Origin of the sequence: Catellatospora tritici (genome assembly GCF_019083965.1) — a bacterium.
Classification (GTDB): Bacteria; Actinomycetota; Actinomycetes; order Mycobacteriales; family Micromonosporaceae; genus Catellatospora; species Catellatospora tritici.
The window spans coordinates 185,096-199,335 of record NZ_JAHRCY010000004.1 but is presented as its reverse complement, the minus strand read 5'-3'; the positions used below and the strand labels follow the sequence as shown (position 1 = coordinate 199,335).

The 14,240-nt window shown below is 69.5% G+C and carries 11 protein-coding genes; 5 read left to right on the top strand and 6 right to left on the bottom strand.

Annotated features, from left to right (window positions below):
* The first annotated feature begins 194 nt into the window (after positions 1 to 194).
* Genes KUA19_RS10695 through KUA19_RS10685 form a run of 3 tightly spaced genes read left to right on the top strand, consistent with a single transcriptional unit; the run spans position 195 to position 4,035 of the window.
* Positions 195 to 2,042 carry an SCO2524 family protein gene (locus KUA19_RS10695; protein ID WP_217396029.1) on the top strand — a complete coding sequence of 616 codons (1,848 nt, stop codon included), beginning with the start codon at positions 195 to 197 and terminating at the stop codon, positions 2,040 to 2,042.
* Positions 2,043 to 2,044: 2 nt separating this feature from the next.
* Positions 2,045 to 2,977 (top strand): SCO2523 family variant P-loop protein, encoded by a 933-nt coding sequence (locus tag KUA19_RS10690; RefSeq protein ID WP_217396028.1) that lies wholly within the window; start codon positions 2,045 to 2,047, stop codon positions 2,975 to 2,977.
* Positions 2,962 to 4,035, top strand: coding sequence for an SCO2522 family protein (locus KUA19_RS10685; RefSeq protein WP_308167413.1), 1,074 nt, complete (start codon positions 2,962 to 2,964; stop codon positions 4,033 to 4,035). The genes KUA19_RS10690 and KUA19_RS10685 overlap by 16 nt, the downstream gene beginning before the upstream one ends.
* A gap of 3 nt (positions 4,036 to 4,038) precedes the next feature.
* On the opposite strand, the gene KUA19_RS10680 is transcribed toward KUA19_RS10685, so the two are convergent.
* Positions 4,039 to 5,064, bottom strand: coding sequence for a DUF6879 family protein (locus KUA19_RS10680; RefSeq protein ID WP_217396027.1), 1,026 nt, complete (start codon positions 5,062 to 5,064; stop codon positions 4,039 to 4,041).
* A gap of 25 nt (positions 5,065 to 5,089) precedes the next feature.
* Positions 5,090 to 6,004 carry an SCO2521 family protein gene (locus KUA19_RS10675; RefSeq protein WP_217396026.1) on the bottom strand — a complete coding sequence of 305 codons (915 nt, stop codon included), beginning with the start codon at positions 6,002 to 6,004 and terminating at the stop codon, positions 5,090 to 5,092.
* A gap of 233 nt (positions 6,005 to 6,237) precedes the next feature.
* Here KUA19_RS10675 and KUA19_RS10670 point away from each other — a divergent pair, with 233 nt between their 5' ends.
* Positions 6,238 to 7,227 carry an FAD-dependent oxidoreductase gene (locus KUA19_RS10670; protein ID WP_217396025.1) on the top strand — a complete coding sequence of 330 codons (990 nt, stop codon included), beginning with the start codon at positions 6,238 to 6,240 and terminating at the stop codon, positions 7,225 to 7,227.
* A gap of 63 nt (positions 7,228 to 7,290) precedes the next feature.
* Here KUA19_RS10670 and KUA19_RS10665 read toward each other — a convergent pair whose 3' ends face one another.
* From KUA19_RS10665 to KUA19_RS10655, 3 genes are all read right to left on the bottom strand, one after another.
* Positions 7,291 to 11,037: a P-loop NTPase fold protein gene (locus tag KUA19_RS10665; RefSeq protein WP_217396024.1), complete on the bottom strand. Its 3,747-nt coding sequence runs from the start codon at positions 11,035 to 11,037 to the stop codon at positions 7,291 to 7,293.
* A gap of 61 nt (positions 11,038 to 11,098) precedes the next feature.
* Entirely contained in the window at positions 11,099 to 11,968 is an 870-nt protein-coding gene (locus KUA19_RS10660) for a 50S ribosomal protein L11 methyltransferase (protein ID WP_217396023.1), read from the bottom strand.
* The gene (locus tag KUA19_RS10655; RefSeq protein ID WP_217396022.1) at positions 11,965 to 12,771 is read right to left on the bottom strand and encodes an SCO2525 family SAM-dependent methyltransferase; all 807 of its coding nucleotides are present in this window, start codon (positions 12,769 to 12,771) and stop codon (positions 11,965 to 11,967) included. The genes KUA19_RS10660 and KUA19_RS10655 overlap by 4 nt, the downstream gene beginning before the upstream one ends.
* A gap of 494 nt (positions 12,772 to 13,265) precedes the next feature.
* Here KUA19_RS10655 and KUA19_RS10650 point away from each other — a divergent pair, with 494 nt between their 5' ends.
* On the top strand, positions 13,266 to 13,652 hold the full coding sequence (locus KUA19_RS10650) for a RidA family protein (RefSeq protein ID WP_217396021.1): 387 nt from the start codon (positions 13,266 to 13,268) through the stop codon (positions 13,650 to 13,652).
* Between the two features lie 16 nt (positions 13,653 to 13,668).
* Here KUA19_RS10650 and KUA19_RS10645 read toward each other — a convergent pair whose 3' ends face one another.
* Positions 13,669 to 14,238, bottom strand: coding sequence for a mycothiol transferase (locus KUA19_RS10645; RefSeq protein WP_217396020.1), 570 nt, complete (start codon positions 14,236 to 14,238; stop codon positions 13,669 to 13,671).
* Positions 14,239 to 14,240: the final 2 nt, after the last annotated feature.

Below are 14,240 nucleotides of genomic sequence, written 5' to 3'. Positions count from 1 at the left end.
CTTCCTTTCCCTCCGGGCCCCGTCGGTGTGTTTTCGAATGTGCGTGCGACGACATGGTGGCATCCGTGGCATACGATGTGTGGACGGCTCTAATCTAGACCGCCACCCGCTTGCACCAGGCAGTTCGGCGACCCCACTGCCCGCGCAGGCCGCGTCGGCGGCCGGCCGCGACCTTGGGGATGGTGTCCTGGCGCATGAGGATCAAGCCGAGACAAGAACTCCTGGACATCTGGAGTGCGACCGCCAAGGTCGCCTTCGCTCCCGTTCCCGGCGCCAAGGGCAAGGGGGAATGGCGCTGGGGTGGCCGGGACGGCTCCAATTCGATCTCCGACGCGGAGCAGTTGCTCTGCCTGATGCTGCCCGCCACCGAGATCCCGCAGTTTCAGCTCGACGAGCCCAACTCCACCGACGAGGACCTGCTCAAGGTGCTGCGGCCGTTCGGCGGTGCGATCGACATCCCGCAGTTCCTCATCGGGCTGGTGATGGATTACCTCGATCGGTACACCGCCTCCGACGGCACTCCCATCTTCTCGGGCGGCAGCTACTTCTCCGCCCTGGTCCCCGGCGAGGAGCCGACCGCGGAGCAGCGCGAGCTGCCGGTGGTGGAGTCGTTCGCCGCGTCGATCCCGCTCATGCTGTCCTCGCTCGGCTTCATCAAGGTCTTCAGCCGGTCGGTGACCCGCCCCGAGCTGCGGGCGCGGCTGGAGCAGGTCGAGAAGGCGGCCAGCCGGCGGCTGTCCGCGGCGATGATCGGGCTGCTGCGCAGCTTCTCCATCCTCGTCTTTCCCGACGACAGCGACTATGCCGCGGCGCTGCTGCGCACCGTGAACCAGAATGGTGAGCCTCGCCGCAGGGTGATCGAGGACCTGCGGGTGTCGCTGCGTGAGGTCGCCGCCGGTCTGCGCGACCTCACCTTCGGCCTCACCCAGGTCGAGCAGATCGAACGCGAGGACATGCTGTTCGAATGCGGCTGGTCCTGGGGCGTGCACAGCAACGCCACGCCGGTCGAGTTCCCGGTCGACCTCGGCCAGCAGACTCCCGGCCTGGCCCTCGACGCGCCCTACCTCTACTTCACCGTGGTCGCCCTGGACGCGATCGCCGACCTCTACAACGACCGCACCCGGCTGCTGCGTCTGCTCGACGACGACCAGCTCAAGCTCTCCAGCGCCCTGCGCCTGCGCTGGGATCTCACCCAGCGGTACTGGTCCACCGTGGCCTCCTTCGGCACCAAGCGCTGGCCGCTGGAGGACATCCCGTGGCGCACGGTCGACGGAGTGGAGTCGGACTACTTCAGCCTCCTGGTGACCTCGATCGCCGCCCGCCACCTCTCGGGGCGTCCGAACGACTCCGACCTGCAGCGCCTCGGAGAGATCCTCGCCGAGCTGGCGAACCGCAGCCGGATGACCCGCCGGCCGCTTCGTGAGGATCCGGCCCTTCAGCTGCACTCCCCCGGTGTCTCCATCGAGGTCGAGGGTGCCACCGATTTCTCGCCGCGGCTCAGCTGGGTGGCCGCCGACTTCGCGCCGCTGCTGCTCAAGCGGGCCGCCATGGTCGCGGGGCTGGTCAACCGCATCGACCTGCGCGGCGATGCGCTGAACCTCGCCGACGACCTGTGGGACCACGTCGCCCAGCGGCGCACCATCGTGGACGACGAGCCGGGGCTGTGGGACGATCCGAGCCAGGTCTACCCGCTGCCCTCCGGCGACCAGCGCATCTCCTGGCACCACACGGTCCGGGTGGTGGAGAGTCTGGTCCTGGCCGCGCGACTGGCCGACGACCAGCCGCTGCGCAGCGAACCGCTGCTCGGCCACGCCCTGAGCCTGCTCGCCGAGGCCGATCACCTCTACTCCCAGGAACTGCTGGCGGGCACGTCGGAGAGCGGCACTCCGGAACGCAAACGGCTGGAGGCGGTGCGTCAGCGGATCCGGCGGGCGCGCGAGATCATGCCCGCGCGTCCGGGCACCGCGGTGTCGCTGCTGCTGACGGCGCTGGGCGATCTGGATTCCCTCGTCGCGTCCCGGGACACGACGGAGGTCTTCTAGCCATGCTGGTCTTTGCCACCTCGGACAAGGGCGGCACCGGCCGGTCGGTGACAAGCAGCAACCTCGCGTACCGGCGGGCACTGAGCGGCAGTAACGTCGCCTACCTGGACTTCGACTTCGGTTCCCCGACCGCGGGCACCATCTTCCACGTCGATCTGGTGCGCCGCGGCGCGTCCGGCGGGGGAATCCACTCATACCTTCAGGGCAGGGTCGATCCGCCACTGCGCCTGGACGTGTGGTCGCACTCGGACCGCTCGAGTCTGCGCGGCCGGCCCAGCCGGGCGGGCAAGCTGGTGCTGTTTCCCGGCGACGAGTTCGGCGGCGAGTTTCCCGGTACCAAGGAGATCATCAAGCGCTGCGCGCGGCTGTTCGCCCGGCTCGACGCCGAGTTCGACATCTGCCTGATCGATCTCAGCGCCGGACGTTCGCACGCCACGGACATCGTGCTGGCGGCGACGGCGCTGCCCGAGCTTCGCGAGGTGGAGAACCGGTGGCTGGTGTTCCACCGCTGGACCCGCCAGCATCTGATCGCCGCCAACGGCCTGGTCTTCGGCAAGCACGGGCTGCTGGAGGCCAGCGCTCCGCAGCACACCGGCGGGGCCGGACACGACCGGGCGTGGCTGCTGGACCGGATGCGCTTCGTCCGCACGGCGGTGGTCGATCCGGAGTCCGACGCCCTCGGCGGACTGCGGCCGGAGCAGGTGGCCTGGCTGCGCAAGTGCGACACCGATCTCAAGGCGCTGGCCACGAAGCTGAACATCGGCCGCACCACGACCATCGGTTCGATCCCCCTGGACCCGCTGCTGCAGTGGCGCGAGCAGCTGATCACCGACACGGACACGCTGTCGCGGCAGGTGGCCAACGTCGAGACGGTGGAGGCGTTCGTCGAGTTGGCGCACAACCTCGACGACGAGAACGCGTGGGCGACGCTGTGAGCGCCGTGTACACCGAGGCCGCCGCCCAGGAGCGGGTGGCGGAGCTGCCGATGGCGCACCTGTCGATCGAGCTCGGGCACCTCTACATGGAGGACTACGTCGCCGGGCCGGGTCGGTTGCGGGAGTTGTTCGAGCTGGTCGCACCGTGGGTCGGTACGGCGGCGGAGGTGTGCCGGGCCGGGGTGGCCCCCCGCACGGCCCGGATCAGCACCTGCTTCCTCGTCGACGACTACTTCACCAAGCCTGATGTGGCGGGTCGGCTGGCCCGCAGCGAGCTGCCCTGGACGCCGCGGGCGGTCATTCCGCAACTGCTGCGCTCGGCCGCGGAGGCGGGCCTGACCATCGACTACATCGCCCGCGAGTCCGCCTGCGCCACCGCGTCCGGCGTGCCGCTGGCGAGCCTGGTGCAGGCGCAACTGGTGCCGGACCCCGCTCCGGGCACCAGCGGCGTCAGCGAGCCCGTGCACGAGGCCGGCTGGCTCACCAACGGCACCCGGGAGCAGGAACGCGACCTACGCCCGCCCACGGCCCAGTCGGGCTGGCGCGGCAACGGTGCGCCGAGCCCGGCCGTCGACAGCGCGGAGGCGATGCGATCCGGCGCGAAGTGGCGGGGGCCGAGCGAGAACGGCGCCGTCAACCACTCGGTCTTCGTCGACGTGGAGTTGTGGCGTGACGAGGCGGACGGGCGGCTGTGGTCGTGCGCGTTCCTGGCGGCGGTGTGGCAACTGCTGCGGTTGGGTGTGCTCCGTGACCGTGGCGCGATCGTCGCGCAGCCTCGGTTGTGGGAGGGCGAGTTCCCGGATGACTGGGCCGCGCTGCCCCCGGTGATCCGGCTGCGTCGCGAGGCCGCCGACTTCTCGGCGTACCGGACGTTCTCGGTGCTGGCGGGCCGGTTCCTGCCGGTGGAGCAGGCCGTACGCACCGTGCTGAGCCAGGTCGCGGTGGAGCGGGCGGTGTCCGCCCAGGTGCGGGAGCGGGCGGCGCGGGAGAAGTTGACGTTGGCGGCCGAGGTCGTCGAGCGGATCGAGTACGCCTTCGTCGGTGCCCGCTGGCGGTGAGGCTCACTTGCCCGCCGGGCCGAGGTAGGGCTTGCCGGACGCCCAGAGGTCCGCGAAACGTTCCCGGCGTTCGGCGACCCTGGCCTCGTTGGTCACCAGCGTGGTGGTGACGATGATGGGCCGGTTGGCTTCGTTGATGCGCGAAGCCGTCGTGGACTGGTAGCTCAGCACGCCGTCGAAGACGATGAAGTCGAACAGCGTGGCCCGGCGGGTGCCCATGATGTCGGACGGATTGAGGGTGCGCACCTGCACCCCGATCGCGACGTGCTGGTCCAGGATGCCGGTGAACTCGCCGTCCATCTCGATCGGCCGGTCCATGATGAAGACGCGGCGGATCTCCACGCCGCGACGGATCGCCTCACGCTGGGCTTCGAGGTAGAGCTGGCCCAGGTCGCTGGTCCACAGGCCGCCGTCGACCGAGCCACGGCCACCGGCGTCGACGGTGGTGAGACTGGTCGCGTCGATCGAGTCGGCGGTCACCTTGGTGAGTCCGAGCAGCCAGTCGCGGTCCTCGCCCTCGTAGGTGACGTCGCCGGCCTGGCCCAGGTCCTTGAGGTAGCCGGACAGCCGCGCGACCTCGGACTGCGCGAAGTCGAAGATCAGGGAGCGGGAGGTGCGCCCGATCGTGGTCGCGTTCTTGACCAGCTGGGTCATGGCATCGGTGTTCAGAGCCGACGCCTCGACCGCGCCGAAGAGCTGCGTGGCCTCGTTCACCTTCGCGAACTCGTCTTTGATCATCAGTTTGGTGCTGGCGACGTGCTCGGCGAAGCTGCGATCGATGTTGGCCAGGCCGGTGCCGACGCGGGCGACCCGGTGGTCGACCTCGATCAGGAACTGGGTGATGAACGCGACGCCGGAGATGAACACCGACAGGCCCATGCCCAGCATCACGTTGTCGGCCAGGTCGGCGCCCATGAGCTGCCCGATCACGAATCCCAGCAGGCCGAACAGGACCGAGACCCCCACCTTGGTGAGGATCCGGGACTGGAAGCTGCTGGTCGGGGGCGTCGGTGCGGGAGGGGTGGCCATGCGCGCTCCGATCGGTCGGGTCGGTTCAGCGTCCCAGGCGTTCGATGGTGGCCAGTGCGAGCTGGTCGCGGATGCGGTCGACGTTGACGCGCCACTGGCGGGTGAATCCGGGGCGACGTTCGACGTCGCGCCACAGTTCCTGGAGGGCGGGGTCGGTGCGGGCCGCTGGCATCCACAGGTGGAGCAGGAAGTCGATCGCCGGGCGGATCCGGGCGACGGTGTCGGCGCGCGCGGACCCGGCCGGTCGACTCTCCACCATCGTGAGCAGGGTGGTGAGCAGCCAATCGTGCAGGGCGAGGTCTTCGCAGAACGCCGCGGTCGCCCGGTCGTCCAGGTCGGTTCGGGGCAGCCGGAGGGTGCGGGTGGTCGGATCATCGAGGCTGAAGCTGAGGGTGGTGCTCTCCCCGGGACCGGCCGCCCAGCGCAGGCGGGTACGGGCGGTGCGGAAGGCGGGGCGGTGATCGAGGCGATGGTCGAGTTGCACCTGGTCGAGGGTGCGGTTGCCGATCGCGTCGAGGTTGAGCGCTTCGCCGGGTTCTCCGCGCAGCATCGCGTCGGTGATCGAGGCGGCGTCGATCTTGCCGATCGTCTCGATCGTGCCGGGTGCGGCCAGATAGTGCGACCAGGGCAGGCGGCGGCCGGCGTCGCCACGGACCACCCGCACGTAGGCCGAGGCCTGGGCGACGTGGCCGCCGGTGATCGTGGCGCGGGTGCAGACGGTGCCGACGCCGCGAACGCGTGCTCCGGTGCCGGCCAGTGCGCAGTCGACGCCGATGTGCCGGTCGGGTGACTGGGCGTGCGCGATGGGCCGTTCCGAGCGGCGTACCCGCCGTCCCTGCACCAGGTCGAGCAGTGCCTCGGTGTCGGTCGTGGAGACGGCGGTGGAGTTGCGCAGCAGGGCTGTGTGGACCTCGCCCAGCGTCATCAGATGTTCGGCCACTCCGCACCCCCCATAGCCCCCCGGCCGCACTTCATTGCACCTCATGGTGGCGCATCGATGCAATGCCCGTACGCTTGCCTGATCACGGGCCGTGCGGACGATGGACACATTCATCCATACATTGACGTTAATGGTCGTCCATTACACCCGAACGTGTTGCACGGCCGCGACTTCGTCGCTCAAGGCGACGAAGTGACTCCTGTTCGTGTGTAGACACACGTTAATGTAATCGAATGGTGATTCCCGTGAAGGCCGACGTGATCGTCGTCGGCGCAGGCGTGTCCGGACTGACCACCGGAGTGTGCCTGGCGGAGGCCGGACTGTCCGTGCGCGTCCTGTCCCACCAGGCGCTCCCCGACCGGACCTCCTTCGCCGCCGGCGCCAGCTGGGGACCGTACATGCTGGCCGACGCACGAGCATTCGAGTGGAGCCGCGTGACCCGCGAAGTCCTCGAGAAGCTCGCCACCGCGGCCGAAGGCTGCGGCATCCGCATCGTCGCGGGCATCGACGCCGCCGAAGCCGCCGGCGTCGAACCGCCCGACTGGGCCGCGGCCATGCCCGGCTTCCGCCGATGCCGACCAGACGAGCTGCCGAGCCGGTTCCGCAGCGGCTGGCACTACGAGGTGCCGCTGGTCGACATGCCCACCTACCTCGCCTACCTGCAGGACCGGCTGCTCGCCGCCGGGGCGACCCTGGAGGAGCAAAAGATCGAGTCGTTCGCGCAGATCGGTGACCACTGCCGTGTCATCGTCAACTGCGCGGGCATCGGTGCGCGGGAACTCGTGCCCGACCCGACCCTGCAGGGCGTGCTCGGCCAACTGGTGGTGGTGAAGAATCCTGATCCACCGGTGGTGCGCTTCTTCCAGGACGACGCCGAGCACGGCGACCTGACCTACATCCTGCCCCACGGCGACCTCGTCGTCCTGGGCGGCTGCGCCGTCGCCGAAGGCACCAGCGTGGACCGCGAGGCCGTCGCCGAGCAGATCAAGAGCCGCTGCGCGCAGATCGAGCCACAGCTCGCCACCGCGCAGATCGTCGAGGTGCGCACCGGGACCCGCCCCGTACGGCCGCGAATCAGGGTCGAGCGCGTCGATGTCGACGGGCAGCCGATCGTGCACAACTACGGCCACGGCGGCTCCGGTCTCACCGTGTCGTGGGGCTGCGCCCTCGAAGCGGCCCAACTGGTCCGCGCCGCGCTCGACCAGTCCCGCCGCGAGGGTTGACTCCCCCGTCGGTCAGGCCTTCCGCTCGCGGGACGCGACGCCCGTCCGTGCCGCGAGCGCCGGTCACAGCAACTGATCGGCGAGTTCGGCCACCGCGACACCGTCGTACTCGGTGAGCAGCTCGCGCAGGGTGTCCAGCGGGCCGTCGGCGGCCTCGAACCCGAGCCGACCCACGACGTCCCGCCACGCCTGCTCGTCCGGTGCCGCGTCGGCCAGCAGCCGCAGCACGCGAGTCCCGCGGACGTGCCGGTGCAGACCTCGCTGCAGTGCCGGCCAGCGGGTGACGATCTCGGCGAGGATCAGCAGGTTTCGGGCCCTGGTGATCATCGCCTCGGGACGGGTCAGCGGATCCAGGCTCTCCATCGCGCGGGCGTAGAACTGCCAGACGTTGATGAGCCGCTTGGTCTCCCGGATCGAGCGGACCTGCTGCGCGTGCAGGCGGTCGAGCAGCAGGGTGCGCACCTGCGGATGCTTCTCCGCCGACCGCCAGGTCAGCGTCTGCACGCTGGTACGCACGATGCGCGCCGACCGCCGCGAGGGCCGGGGTGCCGGGGCGGCAACGGTGGTGCCGGTCGACACACCGCCACCGGGGGTCCGCTGCGACGGCACCAGTGACCGCGGCGGTGGCGCGCCCTGCCAGGTCACCGAGTCGACCAGCCGCACCAGCCCGTGATCGGACACCTGCGGCACCAGCACCGGCAGCTGGATCAGTTTGCGCAGGAACGCCCAGCCGGGCGACGGATCCTCGCCGTGCCGGATCGCGAAGGCGTTGCCGTGGTCCTGGTAGATCCGGTCCAGGTGGCCCGCGACCACGCCCGCGTCCAGACCCACGACGAACTGCGCGCGCAGCCCGCTGCGCGAGGCGATGTCGGCGAGGAAGACGTTGATCGCCTCGAAGACCTCGGCGATCGTGCCGGGGCGGCAGCGGTCGATGTCGTCGACGAACACGACCAGCTGATAGCCCGCGGCGGTCAGATCACCGATGAGGCCCGCCACGTGGTGCTGGTAGAGGTAGAGCGCGCCCGACCGGGCCTGCCGCAGCGGATCGGGCTGCGGTTCGGCGCCGCCCGGCGCGTCCAGTCGGGGCGCCTGCGCGACTGGGCCCTCCAGCAGCTCCGGCGGCAGGTACGCCGACGCCAGGCCGAACCAGCGGCGCCACAACGTGTGCGCGATCCCCGCCACCAACGCGACGGCGGCCATGCCCGCGGCGAACCCCATCGGATGGACCGCGAACCGGCCCATCGAGATCGGTGTGTCGACGGCGAGCACCGACACCACCGCTGGCACGAGGAACACCGCCACCGACAGGCCGAAGATGGGCGACCGGGTCCGGCGGCGCAGCGCCCGCCGCAGTTCGAAGCGGTCGACCTGGCCGAGATTGCGGCGAAGCCAGTACTCCTGCTTGTCGGCGGCGGTCCGGTACAGCACGCCGTCCGCCGCATCGATGATCTCGCTGGCCAGACCGGCCCAGATCTGCTCGCCGGACTGGTAGGCCCACGGGTTGAACCACGCGGTGACGATGCCCGCGCCCCTGCGGACGCCGGCCCCGCTCTCGAGCTCGGTCTCGTCATCTCTGGCGGGTTCGGCGATGCGGCGCAGCACGGCTCGCACGGGCAGGCCACGGCCCCTCGCGACCGGGGCGGGCCGCGGCCCGCGCAGAATCTCGCGGACGAGGTTCATCAGGGTGCTCTTGCCACACCCCCAGGGTCCTTCGATGCCCACCACCATCGGCCCGTCGCCGCTGCTGGCGCCGCCGACGGCGGCGCCAGGATGGCGGAGCTGGTGGGCGACGGCCTCGGCGAGGGCCTGCCGTCCGATGACGTCACGCTTGGTGGGGGCGTCGGAGACACCCCAGATGGAGACGGGACCGATCTCCAGGGTGCGTACCGCCTGGGCGTGCCGCGGGTCCCACAGCCGGACCGAACCGTCCTGTCCCGACGACGCCAGCCGGACCTCGCCCTGGGCGTCGGTCCAGCCGGTCAGGGCCCAGATGCCCGCCTCGTGTCCGCGCAGGGCGGGCTCCAGTGGCCGGACCGTGTCCAGGTCCCAGCGGCGGAGCACACCGTCCGCGTCGGCGGAGACGAGCCGGGCCGCGCCGTCGACGTCCGACCAGGTCAATACCGCGCCCACCCGGCCGGGGTGGGCCAGCGGTTCGTGGACCCGCGCTCCCGTGTCCAGATCCCGCAGGCACACGGTGCCGTCGTAGCCGCCGGAGATCAGCAGGTGCCGGCCGGCACCCTGCCACACCGTCAGCGACCGTACCCACCCTTCGTGGCCGGCCAGGGGCTCTCCGACGGGGTCTGCGGTGAGTGGATCCCAGATCCGGATCAGGCCGTCGTCACCGCCGGACGCCAGCCGCGGACCCGCTGTCCCCACCCATACGGCCAGTGACAACACCCGGCCCTTGTGGCTGATCATCGGCTGTCCGATCTCGGTCCCGGCCAGCGGATCCCAGCGGCGGATCGTCCCGTCGATGCCGGCGGAGAGGAGCATCGGCGCACCCGCCGGGGTGGTCCAGGCGATGAGCGCCGGAACCCAGTCCTTGTGACCGCGCAGGGTGGCGGTCGCGACACCGGCCTGCGGGTCCCACACCTTGACCGTGCCGTCGTCGCCGGTCGAGGCGAGCCGCGACCGGCCGGCCCCGTCCGCGAAGTGGACGACCTGCCAGATGGCCGCAGTATGTCCGGTCAACGGTTCGCCCACGGTCTGCCCGGTGTCGGCGTTCCACACGTGGATGGTGCCGTTGTCGCCGCCGAAAGCCAGTCGGGTGCCGTCCGGTTCGCGCCAGCTCGTCAGCGCCCACACGCCCGCCACATGCCCGACCAGGGGCTCGCCGACCGCCTGAACGGTGGCGACATCGTACGAGCGCACTCCATCCTGCACGGCGACGGCGACGCGCGGATGCCCGCCGACGGCGGTCCACACGGCGGCCGACGGCAGTGCTCCCCCCGTGCCTTCGATCCGCCGACCGGTGGGCGTCGGCACCGACACGTCCCAGATGCGCACCGTCCCGTCGGCTGATGCGGAGATCAGTGCCGTGCCGCCGTCGGGGTATGCGCAGGTGGTCAGGACCGGCACCCACTTGCTGTGGCCGGCCAGCGGCGCGCCGGCCTCGGATCCGGTGGCCGGGTCCCACAGTCGGATCCGGCTGTCGGGTCCGCTGGAGGCCAGCCATGCTGTCGCGGTGGCGTCGGTCCACGAACACAGCGACCACAGCCCGCCCTCGTGGCGCAGGTCGAGCCGGTCGATGTGCCGCAGTTCGTCGAGATCCCAGATCTCGACGAGTCCGTCGACGTAGCCGACGGCCATCCGGTCACCGTCAGGCCCGGTCCAGGACGCCAGCGCGGCCAGGTGCTGCTGCCCGTTGATCAGCGGCGGGCCAAGTTCGGCTCCGGCGACCGGATCCCACAGGCGCACCGTGCGGTCGTCGCCCCCGGCCGTGGCCAGTCGGGGGCCGTCGGCGGTGTTCCAGAGGCACAGTGCCTGCACCCAGCCGTGATGGCCTTCGAGCCGCCGCCCGACCGGGTCGTCGGCGGCGACGTCCCATGCGTAGACCGAGCCGTCCTCGCTGGTGGAGACCAGCAGGCGGCCGCCTGGCCACGACCACGCCCTCAGGTTCAGCACCGTCTGGGTATGGCCGAACAGTGGCGCCCCCACGGCCACGGCCGCCTCGGGATCCCAGATCTGGATGGAGCCGTCGGTGCCGGAGGACGCCACCCGGGGCCGACCGTCGAGGGCGGCCCAGGCGGCGAGGGCCCCGACACCCCCGGGCTTGCTGGCGATCGATGCGTCGTCGTCTGTGGCAGGCACGGCAGTCCCATCTCGATGGATGAGTCCATTGTGGTGCAACGTGCCAAGTGAGGCGAGAGACTCAGGCCTTTATCGGGGTGATCGCGATGTTCGCCTCCAATGGGCTGTTGCTCGCGAGGTAATCGAGACTGACGTCGAATTGGTCGCCCGCTCGCACGTCGAATGAATTCTGAAGGAAGATGATCTGCGGATTGAGCAGGAAGTCGGTCGGCTTGTCCCCGGAGATCCCTTCGGCGAAATCTATCCGGTACGCGATTCGAATGGCGTTCGCGCGGCCGGAGGTCATCGCCGTCAGCCTGGCTCGTCCGCGAATCGCCGGATCGGTCCAGGCATCGAACCGGTTGTCGAGATATTGCGGGCTGTCGGTCAGCGGGCGGTCATCGTCGAGTTCGGTGAACCTCGTGTCGAAGTTCAACTTCAGACCGTAGATGTCCTCTTGCGCGTACATCAGCTCGACGTGGTTCTGCATGCCCATGGGGATCATGGCCCCGCCCGGCTTGAGGAAGCGGCGGAGGTTGTTGGTGATCTGCAATTGCGGCTCATAGAAGAAGCCCGCGCTGATCACCTCGCTGATGACGACGTCGACCTCCTCCGGCAGCTCATGACTCGTCGCGTCGGCGTGCACCGCGATGATCCGGTCGGCCAGGCCGTTGCGGCGGGCGTTCTCCTCGATGACCGGGATGAAATCCGGATTGAACTCGAGGCAGTAGACGCGCTTGGCGCCCGCCTTCGCGGCGAACAGCCCCAGCAGGCCGGTGCCGCTGCCCGCGTCCACCGCGACATCGCCAGGCTTGACGGTCTTGTTGATCGCTTCCTGCAGATACTGGACCCGGCGGGCATCGTACAGGCACGCCTGAATGTCGTATGTGGTGAACGCCTTGTCGATGGCTGCCTTCGTCGCGACGCTCGCGCTCGCCGTGCTGTCGGTCACGCCGACCATTCCTTCCGCTGATTGGTGCCCGATCCGGATCCGTGCTGGACCCACGTACTTGGAGTATCGCTGCGAACGCCCGTGACCAGCATCATTCCGTCGTAGCCATGACGGAACAGCTGAGGCGATCGGATGGGATGCAGGGTCACGTCACGGGCCACGTCGCGCAGGATGTCGTGCACGTCCTGCTCCGTGACGGCGACGGCGGGAAATGTGTGGTCCCCGACGACGTAACCGCGGGAGCCCTCCATGAACGTCGCCGCGAACGGCGCTCCCGGCTTGAGCGAGCGTACGAATCTCGTCGTCGCCGTGGCGCACTCGTCCAGCATTCCGGTGATGGACTCCGCGACGAAGAACATCGTGCCCAGATCCCACCTGCCCTCTTCGAGGTCGAAGATGCTGCCCTTCTCGATCTTGACTACCTGGGGCAGGAGTTCGGCGGGCCGGATGGCGCGGTATCTGTCGCAGCTTCGCACCAGGGCCTGCCAGAAGTCGTCCCAGGATCGACGATAGCGGCCTATCTCCTGTTCCAGCCAGACGACGTTCGCCGACGAGTACTCCCACAGGGTGATGGTCTCCGCGAAAGGGAGCATCGCCATCGCCGGGTAGAGGTTGGTCCCGGGACCGACGTCGATCGCGGCCGAGTGGCGGGGAAGATCCTGCTCGTCGAAGAACCGGGCCAGGAGCGGGATGATTATCTGATCCAGCTCGTGCAGAGTGGCATAGTTGCGTTGCTGATACGACTCCGAGTCGAACAGATCCCACGGGTACTCGGCGTTGTTGACAGCCAGCGCACCGGTCATCGAGCATACCTTCCCTGTCGCGAACCCCTGCTCCCGTTCGGTCGATCATTTCTGCGAGGCATTCCCTGAGTCCGGAAGGTTCGCCGACCGTGGTGGCGGAACTCTATCAATGCAGGTGACGTAAAGCACACCTGGACTTGGTCATGGCGTGTCATAAATCCGCCTTTGTCGCCCGTATGGGCGCGCAGACCGCACAAGTTGAGACCTCTTGGCCATAGCCGAAGCCGTTTCACGCGAGCCCGTTTCCGCCGCGACCACGGCTACCGCCCCCGGCACAAAGGCGCCGAGTCGCGCTCGCATTGGTGACCGATGCATACGACATGGTTTTCGTCGCCGTTCAGCGCAATCGCATCACACCCGTCCGGTGCGATGCGTCCACATTAGTCCACTGCCGCAATCTACTTGATCTTCCGTGTCCGCCGCGTTGCGCCGAGGTTTCACATCGCGGTCAGTCGATCGACTGCCGAACGTCCACCGCGTGCTAGATTGACGCCGTGATCGAGAAGATCCACAGCGACCAGCTCGCGTCCTCGCCGATGCCGCTGTCCCACGCGACGCGGGCGGGCGACTATGTCTTCATCTCGGGCCAGGTGGCCGTCCGTCCCGACGGCAGCACGGTGGTCGGGGACTTCGACGCCGAGGTGCGGATGGTCCTCGACAACGTCCGGGCGGTCTGCCGAGCTGCGGGCGGCGACCTGCGGGACGTGTGCAAAGTGACCGCGTTCCTGCTGAACGCCACACTGTTCGCCCAGTTCAACGCGGTCTACCGCGAATACTTCGACGAACCGCTGCCCGCCCGGTCGACCGTGCTGGCGGCGCTGGCCAATCCCGATCTACGGATCGAGATCGAGGCGATCGCCTACCTCCCGCGGCGCGCATAACCTCCCGAACACGGGGTCACCGGATCTCGAACGGATAGGCGGGTCCCGGCGGATCCTCCCCCACCCGGCCGTCGACCGCCTCCCGGATCAGGTCGGCGTGCCCGGTGTGCCGGGCATACTCCTCGATCATGTCGACGATGAGCCGACGCAGCGTCAGCAGCGTGCCGTCCGGTGCCGTGTACACGCTGTCCACGCCGACCGTCATCAGCACCGCGGCCACCGCCTGCCGCGACCGGTCGACCGCCTGCTCCCACAGCAGGTAGAGCTCAGCGGCGCGGTCATCGTCGGCCGAGCGCCAGTCCCAACCCGGCTCGGTCGCCCAGTCCACCTCGCGCCACGGCGACGGCAACCGCGCCCCGGCCACGCCACGGGTGAAGTTGAGGTCCTCCAGGTAGGCCAGGTGCTTGAGCAACCCGCCGAGGGTCACCGTCGAAACACCCACGCTCACCCGCAGGTCTTCCTCGTCGAGACCGGCACATTTCCAGGCGAAGGTGGCGCGCTGGCGCTCCAGCGAGCCCAGCAGGGTCTCGGCCTCGCCCGCGACAGCCGGCGGCTCCGGATACCCGACCGTGTCGAATAGTGTCATGG

Bases quoted from the DNA above. Each gene is read 5' to 3' on its own strand.
- KUA19_RS10695 (WP_217396029.1), top strand. From the start codon at position 195: ATGAGGATCAAGCCGAGACAAGAACTCCTGGACATCTGGAGTGCGACC.
- KUA19_RS10690 (WP_217396028.1), top strand. From the start codon at position 2,045: ATGCTGGTCTTTGCCACCTCGGACAAGGGCGGCACCGGCCGGTCGGTG.
- KUA19_RS10680 (WP_217396027.1), bottom strand. From the start codon at position 5,064: ATGGCCACCCCTCCCGCACCGACGCCCCCGACCAGCAGCTTCCAGTCC.
- KUA19_RS10670 (WP_217396025.1), top strand. From the start codon at position 6,238: ATGGTGATTCCCGTGAAGGCCGACGTGATCGTCGTCGGCGCAGGCGTG.
- KUA19_RS10655 (WP_217396022.1), bottom strand. From the start codon at position 12,771: ATGACCGGTGCGCTGGCTGTCAACAACGCCGAGTACCCGTGGGATCTG.
- KUA19_RS10645 (WP_217396020.1), bottom strand. From the start codon at position 14,238: ATGACACTATTCGACACGGTCGGGTATCCGGAGCCGCCGGCTGTCGCG.